Source organism: Cognatiyoonia sp. IB215446 (assembly GCF_033963825.1).
GTDB lineage: Bacteria > Pseudomonadota > Alphaproteobacteria > Rhodobacterales > Rhodobacteraceae > Yoonia.
On record NZ_JAXBMD010000002.1, the window covers coordinates 857455 to 872694 of the forward strand.

A 15240-nucleotide genomic window follows, 5' to 3' on the forward strand; every position below is an offset into this window, starting at 1 on the left:
AAGACAAGCCGCTAACGCAGGAAAGCTTCAGCGATGTTGGCCCGGTCGATACAAGCGCAAACAGAGGATTATTCACATTTGGTGACGACATTTTGACACGATGCCGCTTGCATCTTTCGACATATGTTTGAAGTGGTGAGTTTGTCTACGGTCGAGTGTTCAGTTCATGCATCAGGATGCGATGTTTTCGTTGATCTGGAGACTATTTCCACGAATAGGCGTATCGCAGCGACAAGGTTTCAAGCCCCGGATTGAACGATTGTATGTCGCCGTTCGAGCGATGATCGTAACTGATCGTCAGCGTCGCCCCATTGTCAAAGATGTAACCTGCACCAAGTGCGGAGCGGAAATGCAGCGCACCACCAAGATCTGGCCCGTCACCGCGTGCATAAAAGCCTGGCATAAAGGATGTTTCGATAAAGAATGGCCCGGAAGACAGGTTGCGCGTGGTCCATTTTGCGCCAGCACCAATCCAGACCGCACCTTCATCCGTCAATGAGGCGCCATATGTTGGCTGAAAGGGGCCATACCGCACCGACGCATCATAACCCACATAGATTTCCTGCCCGATCTCTTCTTCCTGAAAGATGACCTCTGCTACCTGAATAGAAAGACGGGCAGGGGCGTCCTGCCGCGCAACGCAGCCGGTGGGGCATTCGTTGATCCGCATATCGCCAAGGCTTGTCAGCAGCCAGATAACGGCAAGTGTTCCATCCATATCAGCGGTCCGGTTCGATCAGGCCCAGCCCCCGGAGGTAAATCCCGATACCTGTTTCAAGCAGGTCTTCCGGTGGGAAGGGGCTTTTGGTGCCGGGATTGGAGCGGGCGAAAAGTTCGACCACGCCGTGGGACATCGCCCAGATATGGGCGCTGAACATCTGCGGGGGCGGGCGTTTTTCTTCCGGGATATGCTGGCTTAGCTCCGCGGCGGCCTTTTCCAGCACACCCATCGCGCGCGTTGCCACATCATGCAGTTCAGGGGTCCGATTGATGGAGATGCCGCTTTCAAACATCGCGATGTAGTAGCCGGGATACTTGTTGGCAAAAGCCAGATACGCACGCCCCGTGGCCTCAAACGCAGAGAGTGCGGAGGGTTCGCCGTTGTTATAGGCGTGCATCATCAAGTCGCCGAACATCTCATAACCTTGCTGGGCTGCGGCGGCGATCAGGTCTTCGCGGCCTTCGAAATGGCGGTAGACGGCGGCGGGGGTCACACCGGCCTCGCGCGCGGCTTCTGACAGCGTAAAGCCGGTCGGCCCACGCTTTTCGATCAGCGTCAGGCAGCCATCAATGAGGGCTGCGCGCAGATTGCCGTGATGATAGCCGCGCTTAGGCATGCCAGAGGTCGGGGCCCCCTGCGATCTTGTTGTCAATTTCGCCCAGCATCTTGGCGTCTTTGTGGGCGTAATCGAGTTGATGCAGAATGCTGCGGATCACTTGCACCCGCGCGCGCCGCTTGTCATCGGACCGGATCACGGTCCACGGCGTTGTTTCACTATGCGTGCGTTCCAGCGTTTCGTGGATGCTGTCGGTGTATTCCTGCCATTTGGCGAGGCCCTCCACATCAATCCAGCTCAGCTTCCATTGCTTCAGCGGGTCCTTCTCGCGTTCCAGAAACCGCTTCAGCTGCGTCGCCCGCCCGACATTCAGCCAGATCTTGATCAGCGTGATCCCCTCATCCACCAGCATCTGTTCGAACTCCGGTGTCTGCGCAAACCAGCGTTCCCGTTGGTCATTGGTGCAAAAGCCGAAGACATGCTCAACCACCCCGCGATTGTACCAGCTACGGTCAAAGATCGTCATTTCACCCTTTGCAGGCAAATGGGCGATGTAGCGCTGAAAATACCATTGGGCGGCCTCGGTCTCCGTCGGCTTGGACAGTGCCACGACCTTGGTGTTACGGGGGTTGAGGTTTTCGCGAATCCGCTTGATTGTGCCGCCCTTGCCCGCCGCATCGCGCCCTTCAAAGACGATGGCGATGCGTTGCCCGGTTTCTCTGACCCAGGCCTGAACGCGCACCAGTTGCAATTGCAGCGCCTCAAGTGCGGCTTCGTAATCGTCGCGGTCCCAGCGTTTGTCATAGGGGTAAGAGGGGTTGAGAATATCGGATTTTCCCGCAGTCTTGATCGCGTCCCTGACCTCTTTGGGCGCCTGCTCGTCGAAGTAACGACTGATGCCACCGTCAAAGGGTAAAACCATGAAAACTCTCCCGATCTTCTGGGCACTTATATGGGGGTTTCCGTGGCAGAGCGCAATTCGGCTTTCATGGCCGTATCAGGGATCAGGTGGTTGTATGCCTGAAGATCGTGCTTGCCTTGGCGCGTGACCTTGCGTAACTGCCCAACGCTGTATTGCAAAGAAGTTCTGCCCGGATCATGTGGGAGAGGGATTGTCGTTGGAGGGGCATGTGAGTGCGCACGCAAGGGCCGATGAGCGCCAATGCTTAGTTGTCGGCGTCTGTACACGCGGGCGAAACGCGCTGCTGCGACGTCTGCTTAAGAGTTTGGCGCGCCAGGCCCAGCCGGGCCGCTACTGTGTCAAAATCCTCATTATCGACAATAATGACGCACCCTGCGCAACCGAGGCGCTGCAGGATCTTCCGCCTCACTTTCCTGTTTCCGTTGTACATGAGCCGAAGGTGGGGCTTGTTTTTGCCCGCAACCGCGCTTTGGATGAGGCGGTCTTACTTGATGCTGTGTGGTTCCTTGGTCTTGACGATGATGAGTGGGTCGAACCGGATTGGCTTGCAACGATGATCAGCGGGACCGAGACGATGGAGCGTGAAATCATCATGGGGTCGCAACATCTGGTTTATGACGAAACGCTCAGCCCTTATGTGCGTCCAAAGCAGATGATAGTCCCGGCAAAAGGGCTGCGGCCTCGTGTGATGTCCACGGCAAATTTTGCGCTGCACAAATGTGTCTTTGATCCGCGTTTTGGCCCCGGCTTGCGCTTTGATCCCTATTTCAACGAACGGGGTGGTGAGGATACTGCGTTTTTTGCATTTGCAGCACGGCGCCATGACTGGATTGCGGCATCGCTGCCAGCGGCCAAGGTGTACGAAGACTGCAAAGGTGAGCGAGCGACGTTGCGTTACCGGCTCTATCGGTCAATGCGGTCGCAACAGACGCTTTTGCACGTGCGCCGGCGGCACCGGCAAATGAAACTTTCCGGCAGCTATGTCGGCAATGCATTGCACATTCTCGAACGCATTAACTTCTTCTTCAACGGCCTGATTGATCTTATGGCAGGGCTTTGTCGGCACCCGTTTCAGCCCCAAGGGGCCAATCTCCGGATTGGCCGCGGCCTGGACCGCGGCGCGCGCCTGTCTAGGATCCTGCTCTACCTGTGTGGCCGGTCGTTGCGGCCATATCGCGTTCGACTTCAGAAGCCTTAGGTAAGCTAGCTGGTATTCCCAACCCCGATCACCAGCCAGTGCAGTTCAGGTGCACTGGACTGATCTTCGAGCGGTTACTGACGCTGTGGTAGCCATCTCTCGTGGCCTCAAAGCCTATCAGGAGAAGCAATAGAGAAACGGCCAGCGAAGAAGAATTCGTGGAATTTGCAGTCTGAGAACGCGACGGTCAGATAAGATATGGGAGAGCATATCGCAGCTTTGCAGCCTGCCATGAGATAGTGGCGCACACGCGGAAACCGCTATTGATTGCCCACCCTTTCGGCGGCCCGGTCAATGGCAGCGATGGTTTGGTCAGGGTTGGTCTGATGCGGCATGTGACCCACACCTTCAAGCACGGTGAGACTTGCCTCTGGTACGATCTTGATGAATTCCAGCGGATGGACCTGTAAAGGAACGGTCTTGTCCAGATCGCCATGCACGATCTCGATGGGCAAGGTCAGTTCCGGATAGCGCTGCGCCATCTCGACAACGTGGGGCCGCAGTGTGTTCACTTGCCGGATATTGGCCCGCATCGTGTCGGGCCGCAGCGCAAGCCGTGCGCCGACATAGGTGCTGTAGCCGTCAGGCACGGGCTGCGGATCGAAGATACCTGCGATCCCCTGTTCAATACGGCTGTCGGGGGCAAGCGCGGAAATCAGCGGGATGGTGATAGCCCCGCCAAAGGCGGACCCGTTTACGGTGTAATAAGACCCAAGATCACCGGGCCATGGCATCGTCACTCCGGCGAGAGACACCACGGCCGAAGCATTGGCGGAGCTTTCTTCATCAAGACCGGCCAGCGCCCACGCATAAGAGACGATGCCTCCGACACTGTGGCCTGCGACAATTGGGTTTTCGATGCCCAGCGTTTCGGAGGCCTTGCGCAATATCGCGGCCTGAGATTGCGGGCTTGCGCCTTCGGTCGCCGTGATACCGGCGGGCACGCCCGGCACACGATCCGTATAGCCCAGGCCGGGTCGATCAAATGCGGTTACGGTATAGCGGTCCGTGAGCCGGCCCATCAGGTCAAAGGTGAACTCCCGCAGGTTTCCACCTGCACCATGCAGCAAAACCAGATGCGGGCCGCTCCCTTCCTGGACGTAATGGACGCGGGTGCCGTCAATATCAACAAACTCGCCAATCGGCGCATGGGTGCGTTCGGCTTTCTTGGCCCGATATTCGCCACCGAAATATGTCAGTGTCGCTGCGATCCCAAGGATGACGACGATACTTGTAAATCCGTTAAGTCCCAATTTTATCCAACTCGAAATGCGTGGTCTGATAGATCTCGTTCACCCAATTGCCATATAGAAGATGCGCATGACTGCGCCATCTGTTTTGCGGCTCCCTCGCGGGATCGTCATCGGGGTAGTAGTTCATCGGCACGTTGATGGGCGTGTCATTGGCGATATCCCGATCGTATTCCTGTTTCAGCGTGCCACTGTCATATTCGAAATGATTGAAAATATAGAGTGCGCGGTGCGCTGCATCCTCAACTAGGCAAGGACCCGCCTCATCGCTGGTAATCAGGGTTTTCAATCCGGGTGCTGCGCTGATCTCATCTTGCCGCATTTCGGTCCAGCGGCTGACCGGGATCACGCAATCGTCCGAAAACCCGCGAAGATAGGGTGAGGCCGGGGCGGTGTTGCGATGCCGGAAGCAGCCAAAGGCTTTGTGATCCAGCATGTGCTTTTTCACGCCATGGAAGTAGTTGATCATCGCCATCCCACCCCAGCAGACGCCGAAGGTCGAATGCACGTTGGTCTGGGTCCAATCGAACACCTCTGTGAGCTCGTCCCAGTAGGTGACGTCTTCGAAAGGCAGATGTTCAATTGGCGCGCCGGTGATAATGAGCCCGTCAAACTTTTCGCTCTTCACATCACTGAAGGGCCGGTAGAACTCGGCCATATGCTCCGCCGCGGTGTTCTTCGTCCGATGCTCGGACATCCGGATCAGCGAGAACTCGATCTGCAAAGGCGTGGCCCCGATCAGCCGGGCAAACTGGTTCTCGGTCTGGATTTTCTTGGGCATCAGGTTCAACAGCGCGATGCGCAGGGGGCGAATATCCTGACGTGCGGCGGTATCTTCATCGAGCACCATGACACCTTCCTTGGAAAGGACGTCATAGGCGGGTAGGGCGGATGGCAGTTTGATGGGCATGGGGCAAGTCCTGATCAGAGGGGAGAGATAGGCGGCTTACCCCCGCATCTCAAGGGCGTCAGCAATCATGCTGACAAAGCCCTCCGTATCCTTGACCTGTGCGACGGCCTGCTGCGGCACGGTGATCCCCCACGTGTCGGCCATGGCCTGATAGCGTGGCTGCCGATGCGCCAGCGCCTTGGCAAAGGCCCAGCGGATGAAATCGTCAGGATCGACATTGTCGGGGGCGATGCCGAATTCCTGCAGATACGCCTCCCACGTGGCCAGCAGGAAAGCCGGGTCATACGACATCGGCTTGGGTTCCTTGTCGAAACGGCGGATCAGTTCCGCAGTGTGCTCTTCGCTGCCCTTGATCCAGACGATCAGCGTCTTTGAGGCCAGATCGGTCATGATCGGGTCGTCGGGGTTGGTCACGTCCACCCATTCGCAGATAGAACCGCCGGTGTCGCAGACGAAATGCGGGTATTGGTATAGCGTCTGTGCACGGTTGATGAAGTAGCCCGTATCGTGCAGCGCGGCGACCTCGGCGGCCTGAAATTCATCCTGCCGCCGCGTGTATTCTGCCCAATCCAACCCGCCCTTGGCCGGGTCACCCGGTTTGCCCAGATAGAAGGACATCGGTTTGAGATCGTCGAACGAGATGTTCGACCCAATATAGATACTGTTCGACAGCAGAAGATCGCGCAAAAACGGCACCTTCATCGCCTCACGCTTGGCATTATCGGCGATCTTTTCGCCCATATAGCGGGTGCCGATCCGGTAATCGATGGAGTAGTGAAACCAATCGCCCGTCTCCCGCAGCATTTTGGACAGATAGGTTTTGCCGAGCCCGGACATGGCAAACAGCAAGACACGTTTCTGTGGGGCGTTGCGCCATTCAGATGCGGTTTCGTAGATCATCCCGATTGGGTAGCGGCACAGCGCTGCGAGCACCAGCCCTATTTGCCCGGAAAGGGTGTCAGACACGTTGGCAAGGTTCTCTGACCCAATCAGGTCGGCTCAGATGACGGAATGCCGGACCGCTTGCGCAGCCCGGCATCCTCATCGAATTTAGAGTGATCACAACACTTACTGGAACGCTGGGCCACCTGTTGTGATCACAATGTAACACATGCATGTACCTGAACCGGTTGAGAAACAGTCAGGATCGCCGCCGCATTCCGCTGAAGCAGATGTGCTGAGAAGCATCACCAGTGCAGATGCAAGAACTCCAAGTTTTTTCATAAAACGCATTTCCTTTCATTGATCGACATTGCTTTCAGAAACATGTGCGCCAAGCGCACGGGAGAAGCGTAAATCTGTGATCAAAGCCCGCACAATGCGGCCCGGCTGCGTATTTCGCAAATCTGTCGCAGAATTCGTGAATGTGTTTGGTGGATCACGGCAGACCAAGACCTTGAAATGCCGTGCCCAATTTGTGCCCTGTCGCTACACTTTGGATCGGGGTTCAGCAGCCACATTTTCAGGGAAAGCAGGCGGCAAACCCGCTTGCCCTGACATCTAACCGTTCAGCACACCTGGCCAATTCGCATCTGCGGCTGCGATGTGGCCGGGAATGTCACGCTCCCAACGCCGCTGCACCCGGCGCGAGAAATTCAGGTACAGCTTGTCATCCACAATGCTCCACGCCTCGGGTACGGTCGAGGCAGTGTAACCTTGACTGACGGCGAAGGCGCAGTATCCGCCATATTGCGGCGCGTATTTTTCGGGATTGGCGGCAAACAGATCGCGGTTCTCGACTGTGCTGAATTGCCATGTGGCACCCATGTAGTCATGCGTGATTTCGGAGTTGCCCGGTACCGGCTCTCCTTGTGTGAAGTACCCCACAACATCCGTCCCATCGACGGCGATGCCGCTTTCAGCATAGATGGCGGGTGTCGCCGCGAAAGCGGCGCGTGTCGTCAGGACGAGGGCAGGTGTTGCTGCGGCAAGCGTCAGCAGGTGGCGGCGGGTCAGTGACATGGTTGCGGCTCCAATAGCGATTGCGTCATTGGCGCCTAATTGGGGGTAGAGCCCCTTTGAAAGCTACCCCTCACACAGACATGTGACACATGTTGCAACGGGCCTATTGGCCGCGCCAGATCCAGCCGCCACCGAGAATGCGGGTGCTATCGGTGTCGTAAAAGACACATGCCTGTCCGGGCGACACGCCTTGTTCGGCCACCAAAAGCTCCACCTCCGCCTCACTGTCGGAAAGCGGCCGCAAGATCGCATCAGTCGGAGGCCGGGTAGAGCGGACGCGCACCGCAATCTCCCGTTCGGGCTGAACAGACAGCTTGCCGCCACCGATCCAGTTGATCTCCCGCACCGGGACACGCCGCGTCGCCAGCATGTCTTTCGGTCCGACAACAACCTGCTTTGCATCCACATCCAGCTTGACCACATATAGCGGGTCGGCGAGGCCACCGATGCCAAGACCACGCCTTTGGCCGATTGTATAATGAATCACGCCTTTATGGGTGCCCAAGACGCGGCCTTCGGTATCGACAATGTCGCCCGGCTCCGCCGCACCGGGCCGTAGCTTTTCGATCACTGCTGCGTAATCGCCATTAGGGACAAAGCAGATGTCTTGGCTGTCGGGCTTGTCAGCGACGCTCAACCCGTATTTCGCCGCCAAAGCCCGGGTTTCATCCTTGGAGGCGTGATGGCCCAGGGGAAAGCGCAGGTAGTCGAGCTGCTCTTGCGTGGTCGAGAACAGGAAGTAGCTTTGATCCTTCGTGGGGTCCGCTGCGCAATGCAGCTCCGCACCTTCTTCACCCATCTTGCGCTGAATGTAATGCCCGGTCGCCATACAATCGGCATCAAGGTCTTTCGCCGTCTCCAGCAGGTCCTTGAATTTCACCCGTTCATTGCACCGGATACACGGCACCGGCGTGGCCCCACCCAGATAGCTGTCCGCGAACTCGTCCATCACCGCTTCACGAAACGTGTTTTCATAATCCAGCACGTAATGCGGGAAGCCCATTTCCTCGGCTACCCGACGCGCATCATGGATATCGCGGCCCGCGCAGCACGCCCCTTTCTTGGCAAGGGCGGCGCCGTGGTCATAAAGCTGCAGCGTGACACCCACCACGTCATAGCCTTCTTCGGCCAGCATCGCAGCCACAACAGAGCTATCGACGCCGCCAGACATGGCGACGACAACGCGCGTCTGCGCAGGCGGTTTGGCAAAGCCGAGAGAATTCAGCGGCGAATCAAGTGGCATGGGTTTTCCAGATGCATAAGGTTCGCGATAAAATATAGGAAAATGCAGCGTACTCTCAAGTGGGGTTTATACCACTCCTTAAGCCCTGAATCGCATTAATCGCCGCGGTGGAAATACAAAGGGGTGCGAGATGTATCTACGTAAAGTTGAGGGACCGCGGTCTGTTACGCTGCCTGATGGCAGCATCATGACCCGCGCAGACTTGCCCAGTGAAAAGACGCGCAGATGGGTCGCATCACGGAAGGCAGCAGTCGTCAAAGCAGTCGCTGCAGGCCTTATTCAACGCAAAGAGGCGCTTGAACGCTACAATTTGTCGGATGAGGAATTCTCGGAATGGGAGACTGCGGTATCACAATTTGGCGAAGCTGCCCTTAAGGCAACTGCCCTACAAAGGTATCGACAACCATAGGTGGAAATGCAATCATCTTATGGGGCAGTAACCGCTAGTTAACCTTTTGACGTCTAGGTTAACGGTGTGAATGAGAGAGCGGAGACCTCGAATGCGTGTTTTGCTAGTCGAAGACGACCCAACGACGTCTAAGAGCATCGAATTGATGCTGACCCATGCCAACCTGAATGTTTATGCAACGGATCTTGGCGAAGAAGGGATCGATCTGGCGAAGCTGTATGATTACGACCTGATCCTGTTGGACCTGAATTTGCCCGACATGAATGGTCACGAGGTGCTACGCCAGCTCCGTCTCAGCCGTATCGATACGCCTATATTGATCCTCTCAGGGGACGATGGGACAGAAAGTAAGCTAAAAGGCTTTGGTTTTGGTGCGGATGATTATCTCACCAAACCCTTCCACCGCGAAGAACTCGTGGCGCGTATTCATGCGATCATTCGCCGATCCAAGGGCCATGCCCAATCGATCATTAAGACGGGGCAGATTGCCGTTAATCTTGATGCCAAAACGGTTGAGGTTGATGGCAGCACCGTGCATCTGACCGGCAAGGAATACCAGATGCTGGAGCTGTTGAGCCTGCGCAAGGGCACAACGCTGACCAAAGAGATGTTCCTCAACCATCTTTACGGCGGCATGGATGAGCCTGAACTGAAGATCATTGATGTCTTCATCTGCAAGCTACGCAAAAAGCTGAGCGAGGCGACAACGGGCGAAAACTACATCGAGACAGTATGGGGCCGCGGCTATGTCCTGCGTGATCCCGAGCCGGTGATGGCCGAGGAAAAGCTGGCCATTGGCGCCTGACCGCGCTGTGACGTTGGGCACCACGTCGTATTTGATACCTCAGAAATCGCGCGCGCGCTTACTGGACGATCCAATCCCGCCTGCATAAGAATTGGCTCACGCCCAATCGGGCCAATGCAGAACGAGATGCCGGGGGCCAGTGTGGGCGCGACTGACGAAATTATTCATCCGCAGACCGGTAAAGTTGCACCACAAGACCTGTCAGAGGCGCAGGCTGCGGCGGAATTGGCTTGGCTTTCCAGTAAGTTGCATGATGCAAATGCAGCCTACCATCAAGCTGACGCACCACATATCAGTGATGCAACTTACGATGCGCTCAAGCGCCGCAACAGCGCCATTGAGGCTGTTTTCCCGGCCCTCAAACGCGAAGATAGCCCATCTGAGCAGGTGGGGGCGCCTGCCGCCGAAGGCTTTGCAAAGGTCTCGCATGCGGTGCGGATGCTGTCGCTCGGCAACGCTTTTGATGACGCGGATGTGCAGGCATTTGACACTAGCTTGCGCAAATATCTGGGGCTGAACACTGAGGCCCCGCTGACATATACCGCCGAGCCGAAGATCGACGGCCTATCCCTTTCCTTACGCTATGAAGGTGGCGTGCTCGTCCAGGCCGCGACCCGTGGGGATGGCGCCGTCGGTGAAAACGTGACAGCCAATGCCCGGACGATTGGCGATATCCCGACGCAAATCCAAGATGCGCCCGACGTGCTTGAGGTCCGAGGCGAGGTTTACATGAGCCACGCCGATTTCGCGGCACTCAACGAACGGCAAGCCGACGCCGGTGGCAAGACATTCGCGAATCCACGCAACGCGGCAGCGGGATCACTGCGCCAACTTGACGCCGAGATTACCAAGACTCGTCCTCTCCGCTTTTTTGCCTATGCTTGGGGCGCCCTGTCGGCACCACTGGCCGAGACCCAATCAGGCGCCATTGCAAGATTGGCAAAGTTTGGCTTTGTCACCAATGACCTGACGGCGACCTGTGATGGCCCTGACGCGCTGATCGCGCATTACCACAAGATTGAGGCGCAACGCGCCGATCTGGGCTATGACATCGACGGTGTTGTCTACAAAGTCGATAACCTCAATCTGCAAGAACGATTGGGCTTTCGCTCAACCACACCTCGCTGGGCTATCGCGCATAAATTCCCTGCCGAACTGGCCTGGACGACGCTTGAAGCGATCGACATTCAGGTTGGGCGCACCGGTGCATTATCTCCGGTCGCGCGACTGAAACCTGTTACGGTCGGCGGCGTCGTTGTTTCCAATGCGACATTGCACAATGAGGATTACATCGCGGGTCTGGGCGGAGATGGCAACCCAATCCGCGACGGGCGCGACTTGCGCGTGGGCGACTGGGTTCAGGTTTACCGGGCGGGCGACGTTATCCCCAAGATCAAGGACGTGGACATCTCGCGCCGCCCCGAAGGAGCGATCCCATATGTCTTTCCTGACACCTGTCCCGAATGTGGTTCAGAGGCGATCCGGGAGGAGGGCGATGCGGTGCGCCGCTGTACCGGTGGTCTTATCTGCCCGGCGCAAGCGGTCGAGAAGCTTAAGCACTTTGTTTCGCGGGCGGCTTTTGACATCGAGGGACTCGGCGCCAAGCAAGTGGAACAGTTCTACACTGACGGCTGGATCGCAACACCCGCTGACATCTTCACCATGCGCAACCGTTTCAGCGAAGGCCTTCAGCAACTGAAAAACCGCGAAGGCTGGGGCGAGAGGAGTGCAAATAACCTCTTTGATGCCATTGACGATAAACGCAAAATACCGCTGGCGCGCCTGATCTTTTCGCTGGGTATTCGCCATGTCGGTGAAAGTGCTGCGGCTTTGCTTGCCAACCACTACACGTCATGGACGGCCTTTGCAGATGCGATGACCAAAGCGCAAATCGGTGCCGGACTCGAATGGGACGATTTGATCAGCATCGACGGGGTCGGCGCGGTGATGGCGACGTCGGTCGTGACGTCCATGCAGCAGGAGGCGGAACGTGCGTCCATCGACACTTTGGTCAGCATGTTGGATGTTGAGGATGCTGCGGCCGTTGCAACCGACAGCCCTGTTGCCGGTAAGACAATCGTATTCACCGGTACGCTCGAAAAGATGACCCGCGCGGAGGCCAAGGCACGGGCAGAAGCGTTGGGTGCAAAAGTGTCCGGGTCCGTCAGTGCAAAAACGGATATTCTTGTTGCTGGGCCGGGTGCGGGATCAAAGGCGAAAAAGGCTGCTGATCTCGGCGTCCAAACCATGGATGAGGAGGCCTGGCTCGCCCTGATCGGCGCGGTATGACGGGCCGACCCGAGGTTCTGTTCCCTCTCTTCGGCACTTTGACCGCTTTGGATGGTGTAGGCCCGAAGACTGCACAAACCTTGGCCAATATCGGCGTTGAAAAGCCGCGCGATATGTTGATGACCTTGCCACAAAGCGGTGTGGATCGGGCGCGCCGGGCCAGTGTTCGCGAAGTAAATGCGCCTGCGGTTGTCACGGTTGCCGTCACAATCGGTGCGCATTATCCACCCAAAACACGCGGGCGGCCCTACCGCGTTCATGTGACTGACGCCGAAACGACGTTTCAGTTGGTGTTCTTTCACGCACGCGGCGATTACTTGCAAAAGCTGTTACCAACCGGGCAGGAACGTCTGGTTTCCGGCAAAGTCGAGATCTTTGATGGCATCGCCCAGATTGTGCATCCCGACCATGTGGTGCCGCTCGACGCAAGTGACGACATCCCTGCGTTTGAACCAGTTTATCCGCTCACTGCGGGTGTGACGCAAAAGCTGATGTGGCGGGCGAGCCGGTCCGCGTTGGCCATGATGCCGGAACTTGCCGAATGGATTGATGCGCCGCTGATGGCGCGCGAAGGTTGGCCGGACTGGGACGACGCGCTTGAGCAAGCGCATAATCCGAAAAAGATGCAGGATTTATCCTCTGATCATCCGGCGCGTCGGCGTCTGGCCTATGATGAATTGTTGGCGCATCAGATCACACTGGCGCTCGCCCGTGCTGCGTCACGGCGTGCGAAGGGGCGGGTTTCTGAGGCGACGGGGGTGTTGCAAGACAAGGTCTTGCAATCCTTGCCCTATCGCCCGACCGCGGCGCAGACGCGTGCAGTAGCCGAGATTGCGGCTGATCTGGCCGCACCGCACCGGATGAACCGGCTTTTACAGGGGGATGTCGGCTCGGGAAAAACGCTCGTGGCGTTGATGGCGCTGCTTTGCGCGGTCGAGGCTGGCGGGCAGGGCGTGATGATGGCCCCGACCGAGATTTTGGCGCGCCAGCATCTTGAGGGCTTGCGCCCGCTGGCCGAGAGCGCCGGTGTGGTTCTGGAGATTTTGACTGGGCGTGACAAGGGAAACGAGCGGGCAGCAAAGCTGGCTGCATTGGCTGCAGGCGAAATCCAGATTCTCGTCGGTACACATGCGGTGTTCCAAAAGGATGTTGTCTTTCACGACTTGCGATTGGCGGTGATCGACGAACAGCATCGCTTTGGCGTCGCCCAGCGGATGGAACTGGGCGCCAAGGGTGCGGCGACCGATGTGCTTGTCATGACCGCAACACCGATCCCGCGGTCACTCGCACTAGCGCAATATGGCGATATGGATGTGTCGGTCCTAGACGAAAAACCGCCTGGACGCACACCGGTCCAGACCGCGCTGATCTCAACCGCGCGCATGGACGACATTGTCGAACGTCTGCGCAAGGCTGTCGTTGAGGGCAGACAGGCCTATTGGGTCTGTCCGCTCGTTGAAGAAAGCGAAGTGGTGGACATGACCGCAGCAGAAGAGCGCTTCAAGCGCTTGCGTGCGGCCTTGGGGGAAGGCGTGGTCGGACTGGTCCATGGTCAGATGCCTCCAGCCGAAAAAGATGCAGCCATGGCGCGCTTTGTGGCGGGTGAGACCAAGGTACTTGTCGCCACAACCGTGATCGAGGTGGGGGTGAACGTGCCCAATGCCTCGATCATGATGATCGAACGCGCCGAGAGCTTTGGGCTCGCACAGCTGCATCAGCTGCGTGGGCGGGTAGGGCGTGGCGCTGCTGCCTCGACCTGTTTGTTGATCTATCAACCACCGCTCAGCGAGAGCGGCAAGCGCCGATTGGAGATTTTGCGGGAAACTGAAGACGGTTTTCGTATCTCGGAGGAAGATCTCGCGATGCGCGGCGCGGGCGATGTCATCGGAACAGCCCAATCCGGCATCCCCCGGTTTCGCATCGCTGATCTTGAGCGACAGGCGGGGCTGATGGCCCTTGCCCAGACAGATGCGCGCAAACTGCTACAAGATGATCCGCAGCTCGACAGCCCGCGCGGGCAAGCGGCACGGAAGTTACTTTGGCTCATGGAGCAGGACAAAGCGATCCGTTTGATATCAGTGGGTTAGCACGAAGTAGAACATATGTTCACAAATGTTCTTAAAAAGTTCTTTACAACTCATTAACCTTGTGAGATCACAGAGCCATCGGAACATTAGAGGAACATCCCATGGCTGAAGAGATCAAATCGGTGATCCAGCGTTCGCGCCACACATTGTTGGCCGATACATTGGGTGTTTTTGCCTTGATGACCATGCTTATCGTCGGACTTGCCTTGCCTGGGCTCATCTGATTTGCCTGACGATCGCGGTGCGGTCCTTCACATTGCCCTGTCCCAAGAATGCAATGCGAGATGACCTGCCTGTCCGTATCACATAGGGATTTTGCCTCTTCCCTTGATACATCCGCGCCCTGATCGTTTCCCTGCCGCCGCCACTCTGTCCCGGGTGAGCGGCGGTTTTTTTAGCCCGCGGCCTTATGGGCCTGCAACGCGTCAAGCGTCGCATCAAATGCCAGCATTATCGAGGCGTGGCGATTTTTGTAGTCCTTTGCAGGTTCAAGGACCTTGAGCCCATCAAAAGGCGCTGACGGTGCCGGCCCGTCATGCTTGAGCATGTTGAAAAGCTCATCACGCCCCTTTTCGATTGTGCTGATCGACTGACCCACGATGGCCGCTCCAACAACAGAAGCGGCTGCCTGCCCAAGTGCGCATGCTTTCACATCCTGACCATAATCGGTGACAATCCCGTCTTCGACTTTCAGGTCAACCGTCACGGTCGATCCGCAAAGCGGCGCGCGCTTCTTTGCGGTGGCTGTCGGGTTTTCAAGCCGGGTCGTGCGTGGCATATCCACCGCCAGGGCGCGGATCTGCGTTGAGTAAAGCTTGATCAGGTCGGTTTCTGCTGACATCGTGTTTGCCCTTCTTCGCACCTTTCCCTAGATAAGCCCGAACACGC

General features: G+C 57.3%; 15 protein-coding genes. 6 read left to right on the forward strand and 9 right to left on the reverse strand.

What is annotated here, in order from left to right; all coding sequences use genetic code 11:
- Nucleotides 1-202: 202 nt before the first annotated feature.
- The 3 genes from SLH49_RS11820 to ppk2 are packed head-to-tail and all read right to left on the reverse strand — an operon-like array spanning nucleotide 203 to nucleotide 2199.
- Nucleotides 203-718, reverse strand: a complete 516-nt coding sequence (locus SLH49_RS11820) for an acyloxyacyl hydrolase (protein WP_320269343.1) — start codon at nucleotides 716-718, stop codon at nucleotides 203-205.
- A 1-nt stretch (nucleotide 719) separates the two neighbouring features.
- On the reverse strand, nucleotides 720-1337 hold the full coding sequence (locus SLH49_RS11825) for a TetR/AcrR family transcriptional regulator (RefSeq protein WP_320269344.1): 618 nt from the start codon (nucleotides 1335-1337) through the stop codon (nucleotides 720-722).
- Nucleotides 1330-2199 carry a polyphosphate kinase 2 gene (gene ppk2, locus SLH49_RS11830; RefSeq protein ID WP_320269345.1) on the reverse strand — a complete coding sequence of 290 codons (870 nt, stop codon included), beginning with the start codon at nucleotides 2197-2199 and terminating at the stop codon, nucleotides 1330-1332. The genes SLH49_RS11825 and ppk2 overlap by 8 nt, the downstream gene beginning before the upstream one ends.
- Before the next feature lie 208 nt (nucleotides 2200-2407).
- Between ppk2 and SLH49_RS11835 the strand changes: the two genes are divergently transcribed.
- On the forward strand, nucleotides 2408-3397 hold the full coding sequence (locus tag SLH49_RS11835) for a glycosyltransferase family 2 protein (protein WP_320269346.1): 990 nt from the start codon (nucleotides 2408-2410) through the stop codon (nucleotides 3395-3397).
- A gap of 260 nt (nucleotides 3398-3657) precedes the next feature.
- Here SLH49_RS11835 and SLH49_RS11840 read toward each other — a convergent pair whose 3' ends face one another.
- From SLH49_RS11840 to mnmA, 5 genes are all read right to left on the reverse strand, one after another.
- The gene (locus SLH49_RS11840; protein ID WP_320269347.1) at nucleotides 3658-4650 is read right to left on the reverse strand and encodes an alpha/beta hydrolase; all 993 of its coding nucleotides are present in this window, start codon (nucleotides 4648-4650) and stop codon (nucleotides 3658-3660) included.
- On the reverse strand, nucleotides 4640-5557 hold the full coding sequence (metA, locus tag SLH49_RS11845; protein WP_320269348.1) for a homoserine O-acetyltransferase MetA: 918 nt from the start codon (nucleotides 5555-5557) through the stop codon (nucleotides 4640-4642). Before metA ends, SLH49_RS11840 begins: the two co-directional genes overlap by 11 nt.
- 36 nt (nucleotides 5558-5593) lie before the next feature.
- On the reverse strand, nucleotides 5594-6457 hold the full coding sequence (locus SLH49_RS11850; protein WP_320269796.1) for an ATPase: 864 nt from the start codon (nucleotides 6455-6457) through the stop codon (nucleotides 5594-5596).
- A gap of 600 nt (nucleotides 6458-7057) precedes the next feature.
- Entirely contained in the window at nucleotides 7058-7519 is a 462-nt protein-coding gene (locus tag SLH49_RS11855; RefSeq protein ID WP_320269349.1) for a YHS domain-containing (seleno)protein, read from the reverse strand.
- Nucleotides 7520-7622: 103 nt separating this feature from the next.
- On the reverse strand, nucleotides 7623-8762 hold the full coding sequence (gene mnmA / locus SLH49_RS11860; RefSeq protein ID WP_320269350.1) for a tRNA 2-thiouridine(34) synthase MnmA: 1140 nt from the start codon (nucleotides 8760-8762) through the stop codon (nucleotides 7623-7625).
- Nucleotides 8763-8892: 130 nt separating this feature from the next.
- Between mnmA and SLH49_RS11865 the strand changes: the two genes are divergently transcribed.
- The 5 genes from SLH49_RS11865 to SLH49_RS11885 all read left to right on the forward strand — a co-directional run bounded on the left by SLH49_RS11865 (nucleotide 8893) and on the right by SLH49_RS11885 (nucleotide 14576).
- A complete protein-coding gene (locus SLH49_RS11865) occupies nucleotides 8893-9171 on the forward strand; it encodes a DUF1153 domain-containing protein (RefSeq protein WP_320269351.1) in 279 nt (92 codons plus the stop codon).
- A 91-nt stretch (nucleotides 9172-9262) separates the two neighbouring features.
- The gene (gene ctrA / locus SLH49_RS11870) at nucleotides 9263-9976 is read left to right on the forward strand and encodes a response regulator transcription factor CtrA (protein ID WP_320240290.1); all 714 of its coding nucleotides are present in this window, start codon (nucleotides 9263-9265) and stop codon (nucleotides 9974-9976) included.
- A gap of 126 nt (nucleotides 9977-10102) precedes the next feature.
- Nucleotides 10103-12265, forward strand: a complete 2163-nt coding sequence (gene ligA / locus SLH49_RS11875; RefSeq protein ID WP_320269352.1) for an NAD-dependent DNA ligase LigA — start codon at nucleotides 10103-10105, stop codon at nucleotides 12263-12265.
- Nucleotides 12262-14352 carry an ATP-dependent DNA helicase RecG gene (gene recG, locus SLH49_RS11880; RefSeq protein WP_320269353.1) on the forward strand — a complete coding sequence of 697 codons (2091 nt, stop codon included), beginning with the start codon at nucleotides 12262-12264 and terminating at the stop codon, nucleotides 14350-14352. The genes ligA and recG overlap by 4 nt, the downstream gene beginning before the upstream one ends.
- Nucleotides 14353-14453: 101 nt before the next feature.
- Nucleotides 14454-14576: a hypothetical protein gene (locus tag SLH49_RS11885; protein WP_320269354.1), complete on the forward strand. Its 123-nt coding sequence runs from the start codon at nucleotides 14454-14456 to the stop codon at nucleotides 14574-14576.
- A 170-nt stretch (nucleotides 14577-14746) separates the two neighbouring features.
- Here the strand turns inward: SLH49_RS11885 and SLH49_RS11890 are convergent, their stop codons facing one another.
- Complete coding sequence (locus tag SLH49_RS11890) at nucleotides 14747-15193, reverse strand: iron-sulfur cluster assembly scaffold protein (protein ID WP_320269355.1); 447 nt, start codon at nucleotides 15191-15193, stop codon at nucleotides 14747-14749.
- Nucleotides 15194-15240 lie beyond the last annotated feature (47 nt).